The sequence below is a fragment of the Pelosinus propionicus DSM 13327 genome, from assembly GCF_900114615.1.
In the GTDB taxonomy this organism is placed as follows: Bacteria; Bacillota; Negativicutes; order DSM-13327; family DSM-13327; genus Pelosinus; species Pelosinus propionicus.
This window is the reverse complement of sequence record NZ_FOTS01000099.1, coordinates 1-5,775: the sequence shown is the minus strand read 5'-3', so window position 1 is coordinate 5,775 and position 5,775 is coordinate 1. Positions and strand designations below refer to the sequence as shown.

At 36.9% G+C, this 5,775-nt stretch carries 5 protein-coding genes, 1 rRNA gene and 1 pseudogene; 6 read left to right on the top strand and 1 reads right to left on the bottom strand.

Annotated elements, in window-relative coordinates:
* Positions 1–98 precede the first annotated feature (98 nt).
* The 3 genes from rrf (at position 99) to BMZ99_RS25385 (ending at position 2,171) form a co-directional block, all read left to right on the top strand.
* Positions 99–215, top strand: a 5S ribosomal RNA gene (gene rrf, locus BMZ99_RS25395).
* A 179-nt stretch (positions 216–394) separates the two neighbouring features.
* Positions 395–1,444, top strand: a complete 1,050-nt coding sequence (locus BMZ99_RS25390; RefSeq protein WP_245755162.1) for an FAD:protein FMN transferase — start codon at positions 395–397, stop codon at positions 1,442–1,444.
* Between the two features lie 91 nt (positions 1,445–1,535).
* The gene (locus BMZ99_RS25385) at positions 1,536–2,171 is read left to right on the top strand and encodes an NUDIX hydrolase (RefSeq protein ID WP_090944777.1); all 636 of its coding nucleotides are present in this window, start codon (positions 1,536–1,538) and stop codon (positions 2,169–2,171) included.
* 81 nt (positions 2,172–2,252) lie between these two features.
* Here BMZ99_RS25385 and BMZ99_RS25380 read toward each other — a convergent pair whose 3' ends face one another.
* Complete coding sequence (locus BMZ99_RS25380) at positions 2,253–2,522, bottom strand: hypothetical protein (RefSeq protein WP_090944774.1); 270 nt, start codon at positions 2,520–2,522, stop codon at positions 2,253–2,255.
* A 363-nt stretch (positions 2,523–2,885) separates the two neighbouring features.
* Between BMZ99_RS25380 and BMZ99_RS25375 the strand changes: the two genes are divergently transcribed.
* The 3 genes and pseudogenes from BMZ99_RS25375 to BMZ99_RS26845 form a co-directional block, all read left to right on the top strand.
* On the top strand, positions 2,886–4,139 hold the full coding sequence (locus BMZ99_RS25375) for a dicarboxylate/amino acid:cation symporter (protein WP_090944771.1): 1,254 nt from the start codon (positions 2,886–2,888) through the stop codon (positions 4,137–4,139).
* A gap of 251 nt (positions 4,140–4,390) precedes the next feature.
* Positions 4,391–5,437, top strand: a complete 1,047-nt coding sequence (locus tag BMZ99_RS25370; RefSeq protein WP_245755163.1) for a glycosyl hydrolase family 18 protein — start codon at positions 4,391–4,393, stop codon at positions 5,435–5,437.
* 107 nt (positions 5,438–5,544) lie between these two features.
* A pseudogene (locus BMZ99_RS26845) lies at positions 5,545–5,775 on the top strand (hypothetical protein); the annotation flags it as partial.

Here is a 5,775-nt window from a genome sequence, read left to right as displayed (position 1 = left end):
AAACAAGTTAGCAGCTTGGCTGTTAGCGACTAACATGCAGTCTTTCTTCTGTGAAGTTTTGAAGGAACATATTTATATGTACTTCTAAAAACTTTAAATCCAGTGACGATAGCTAAGGGGTTCCACCTGTTCCCATACCGAACACAGTAGTTAAGCCCTTATACGCCGAAAGTACTTGGTTGGAAACGGCCTGGGAGGATAGGTAGTTGCTGGTTAAATAAAAAGCACTCATTTTTATGAGTGCTTTTTGTTTTAGTGTGTCATGGAAATCTTTGCTAGATACATTTAATTTCTATTGAAGGTTTTCAACAAGAATATAAAGAATTGTATTACAATATAGTTTATGGTGTTGCTATGCTGAAGTTATGTATTATGGGCTATTAGGAGATGCCAAGTGAAAATATTGGAAGGTGATTTAATGAAAAGAAAATTAATAATAATGATAATGATAATGATTGCAGTGTTATTTATTTCAGGGTGCTTTGGCAAGAACAATTCCTCTAATGTTTATAAAGAAACTCAATTTCTGATGGACACAATTATTGAAATTACTGCATACGGTCCAGGTGCGGAAGAAGCTGTAAAGAGTGCTTTTGCTGAGTTTCAGCATTTGCACGCTTTAACAAATAATTTTGATGATAATAGTCAGGTTTCAAGAATTAATCAAATGGCAGGTAAAGAAAAGGTTATTGTTGATCCTGAATTGGTGAAAATTATTAAGTTCTCCCAGGATGTATCCGATAAGCTTGGTGGTTCTTTTGATATTACGGTTGGTCCTCTCACGAAATTATGGGGAATTGGACATAAGGGCGAGTATATACCAAGTCAAGCTGAGATTGATAAGGTTTTGCCATTAATAAACTATCACTTGGTTGAGGTAGATACAACTGCGAATACAGTATATTTACCTAAATCAGGCATGATGCTTGACTTAGGTGCTATAGCCAAGGGATATGCTACTGATCAGGCTATCGAAGTGCTGAAAGCTAAAGGGGTAACATCCGCTCTAGTAAATGCTGGAGGAGATGTAAGAGTTATTGGCAATAAGCCTGATGGCAAGCCATGGAGAATTGGTATCCAGGATCCTCGTAATCCTGATGGAATTAGCGCTAAGCTCGCTTTGACAGAGTGGGATACTATGGAGACATCAGGAGATTACCAGCGGTTTATGATGAAAGATGGCATACGTTATTCGCATATTTTAGATCCGCGCACAGGATGGCAGCCAAGGGAAGTGTCAAGTGTAACGATGGTTAATTCTAGTTCAACCTATGGCGATGTTCTAAGTAAACCTATTTTTGTTTTAGGAGTAGAAAAGGGATTAGAGCTCTTAAAACAATTTCCCGGAAATGAAGCTGTGATTGTTACTTTAGATGGAAAGATTATTATTACTCCTGGTCTTGAAGGAAAGATTGAATTATCTTCGGATACAGATAAGAAATAAACAATAATTCTTTTTATCAGCTGTCATATAAAATTGGATATTGAGCAAGATGAAATTATTATAAAATTGATAATTAATGGGAGAGAGATTTATGGATGATTTATGCAGCAAATTGACAGGAGCCTTAGCTTTGAGTGCAGAAAATAAGGCTGCTTATAATGAATTCTTTTCTGCAGCAGTTTTGGTGCCTCTTATCGTACAAGATGGCGAATTAGCAATATTATTTGAAAGACGTTCTACACAATTGTCTTGGCAGCCTGGCGAGATTTGCTTTCCTGGGGGGCGTATTGAAAAGGAAGATGAATCTTCACTAACTGCTGCTGTGAGAGAAACGCAAGAAGAACTTTCTTTAGCAGGAGAAGAAATAAAAGTTTTAGGAGCTTTAGATGATATTATTAGCCCTATAGGAGTAAAGTTACATCCATATGTAGGTTATCTTTCACCTCTTCAATCAATTGCGCCCAGCCAAGATGAAGTTGCAGAAGTATTTACCATTCCTTTACGTTTTTTACTTACCCATGAACCGATTGTTGCTCATATGGAAATGGGAACAAGGCCTTTAGCAGATTTCCCTTTTTCTCTGGTTGCAGGATATTCTGAAGAATGGAAAGCTCGTAAAACATATCAGGTTGTATTTTATAAATATAAAGAACATGTTGTTTGGGGGTTAACTGCTCAAGTCTTGCAGAATTTTCTAGAGGTTTACAAAACCCTTGACGAGAAATAATAAAAATCCCTCTGCAAAGAGGGATTATTTTTGTAAATAAATAGTTAATTCTTTTTAGGACAAGTTATATTCATACTCGTTCTAATAATTAGTAGCAATACGCCAATTTTGTCCGTGAATAATTTGATTATAGATTTCAGTCAGTGTTTGGAAAATAGTTGATCGCTTAACTGTAAGTTTCTTTGTGAGTAGTGAAATTTTAAACCAATGACCTTCTCGGGAAAGCTGATAAATCGTGTTATTAATCTCTAAACGAATAATTTTGCTAGGGGACTTACTAAGGGCATCTTCCAGAGTTTTTACAGCATGGCCGTCAAGTGGAGGCATGGCTTGAATAAGATCTTTTTTCAATTATCAACACACTCCCTTTACTACTTGAATAAAATGTAGTTGCAAGCATTATATCATTTTCATATAGAAAATGTATAATGGATTTTTACCTAGAAAACGGGGTTCTTTGGCTTCACAATGCAATAATCTCTTAATGTCTGTGTTATTTGCAAAATTCTGAGTTTTTATAGGGACAGCCTTCATGTAAAAGAAGTATAACATTAAATTGGCAGAATTTGTTTGAATATATTGCTTATAAAAGGCTGAATATAGAGTAGTTAGGGTAGATTTTTATAAGCCCAGCTGATATACTTGTAATAGTTTTAAAAAGTGTATTCTCGGAGGAGACTTTTAGACAATCTTATTTAAGGGGAGGATAAATTCGTGGAAAAAAACAAAAAGGGAATAGGACTTACAAGTCAAATTTTTATTGCTCTTATACTAGGTGTTGTTTTCGGTTATATATTCCCTACCTATGGACAAGCATTAAAGCCCGTTGGTGATACTTTTATTCGCATGATTAAAATGATTGTAGTACCTTTGATCTTTAGTTCATTAATTATGGGTATTGCAGGTACTGGCGACTTCAAAAAACTAGGCCGATTAGGCGCAAAAGCAATTATTTGGTTCGAAGTTGCTACCACGCTGGCTCTATTTGTCGGCCTAGCTGTGGCAAATCTTTTCCAGCCAGGTGCAGGTGTTGCAATTGCAACTGGGACGGACGTCAGCTCTGCAGCAGCAGCAGCAACGAAAACGATTGATATGACTCAAATGCTGGTTAACATTGTACCTACCAACGTGGTAGATGCTATGGGACGCGGTGATATGCTGCAAATTATCTTGTTTTCTACTTTCTTCGGAGTAGCAGCTGCTTCCTTAGGAGAAAAGGGTAAACCAGTAGTTACATTAGCAATCAGCGTCGCTGAGATTATGTTCAAGTTTACTTGGTATGTAATGAAATTAGCTCCCATAGGTGTTTTTGCTTTGATTGCTTTTACAGTAGGAAAATTTGGTCTTGGAATGTTGATTCCATTGGCTAAGTTAATTGGATCATTGTATTTTGCTTTAGTACTATTTATTACGCTATTGTTAGCATGTGCCTCTGTAATTATTCGAATGAATTTCTTTCAATTATTACGGGCTATTAAAGAACCAATTTTGATTGCGTTTTCCACTGCCTCCAGCGAGGCTGCCCTTCCAATTGCAATGGAAAAATTAGAGAAATTTGGTGTTCCAAAGCATATTGTTACTTTTGTATTGCCAACAGGTTATACATTCAATCTTGATGGCTCTACACTATATAGTGCATTAGCAGTTATTTTTATAGCGCAAGTGTATCATATCGATTTCCCGCTTTCTACACAAATGTTAATGTTAGTTACATTAATGATGTCAACTAAAGGAATTGCAGCAGTTCCCGGTGCATCCCTCATCGTTATTGCAGGCACGGCGGCTGCTTTTGGCTTACCGGTTGAAGGCATTGGCATTATTCTGGGGGTTGACCGTATTTTGGATATGGCTCGTACAGCCTGTAATTTGATTGGTAACTGTGTAGCGGCTGTAGTAGTAGCGCGCTGGGAAAATGAATTACCAGATGAAGTGTTGCAAATCGCTTATAGCAAAAATTATGACGATTAACTTATTCTAGAAGTAAAAAGAGATGGTGCTGATTCAGCACCATCTCTTTTTGCTTTTTATGATTAAATGTTAATGCTAATATTTTTGAATAAGATAATTGCACTTGCCAATACTATGAGTAAGGCGGAATAAAGCAGAATGAAATTTATAATACCTGCTTTTGACTGTACTTAGTATAGCATTAGGAAAGGGTGACGATATTGCGTTATTCAAAGACTGTAACTAGTATTGTACTGATATGTTTTGTGATAATGGTAATTGGACTTGCAGGTGGGTGTAGTACCAGTCCAGCACCTAAACCACTGCCAGGTATGCCGGATTCCACAGATAATCCTGGAGTTAATGGGGCAGGGAAGATCATGATGCCATCGAGAATGATCATTGGTTATTATGAGAATCCTTGGCCAGGAACACCGGACAAAACAGGTTCTTTCCCAAGTATGAAAAGTTTTGCTAAAAGTATGACAGGTGTTGGCCCTTTTTGGTATAAGGCAACCAAGGATGGCACTATTGAAGCAAAAGACAGTCAACTGGTATATGACACTGCCAGAGATTTAAAGCTTAAAATGTACCCTTTGATTACCAATAAAACGGGATCTACCGAAGAATTATTAGGTAACCCAGAAGTACGCAGTAAAGCCATCGATAATATTGTAAAACTCGTTCAAGAAAAACAATATGATGGTATTAATATTGACTTTGAATTATTGCCCCCAGCACAACGTGATAATTTAACTAGTTTTATGTCAGAGTTATATCCCAAAATGCAAGGTATAAATAAGACAGTTATTATATCTGTTTTCCCACAAGTTGACGTAGCCGAGGATGTATCGGGAGCATATAATTATCCTGAGCTGGCTAAGAGCGCAGACTTTTTGCAGATTATGACCTATGACAATCATTGGTCCACCTCAAAGCCAGGGCCTATTGCACCAATTGACTGGTATGAGAAGAACATTAAATATGCTATTGATAATTGTGGTGGACCCCACAAGGTAATTATTGGAGTTGGTCTATATGGATATGACTGGGTTGGCAAAGAAGGAGAAACCATAACTTATGTAGATGCGATTGTACGTTCCGAACAGCATGAAGCAAAGATCATGTATGATGAAACAGTGCAGGCGCCTCACTTTTCTTATAAAGATCATGAAGTTTGGTTTGAAAATGACAAAAGCATCGCTGCTAAATTAGACATTATCGCAAAATACAATCCTGCTGGAATTGCACTATGGCGCCTAGGTCAAGAGCAGCCTGAAGTTTGGCCATTAATTGATAGTAAATTTCCTAAGAAATAAAGAAAAGGGGCTGTCTCAATAAGAAATTGAGATAGTCCCTTATATGTATTAAAAATACAAGAGGCAGGTTCCGAAGAACCTGCCTCTTGGTGTAGAATTAAACTGCTATGAAAAACTTTACACATATAAATCCTACAACAAAAACAAATTCATATCAACTAGTTTTACCGCTTCCTATCGAAATCCTCATACCAGAAAACGATTCGGTCAGGCTGTTAAGTAAGATAATGGATCAACTTGATTATTCGCTGTTATACAAAGCGTATTCTCGTAAAGGCAGAAAATCAGTAGTCTCACCTAAAATGCTTTTCAAAATTATCGTTTATGGTTATATGAAT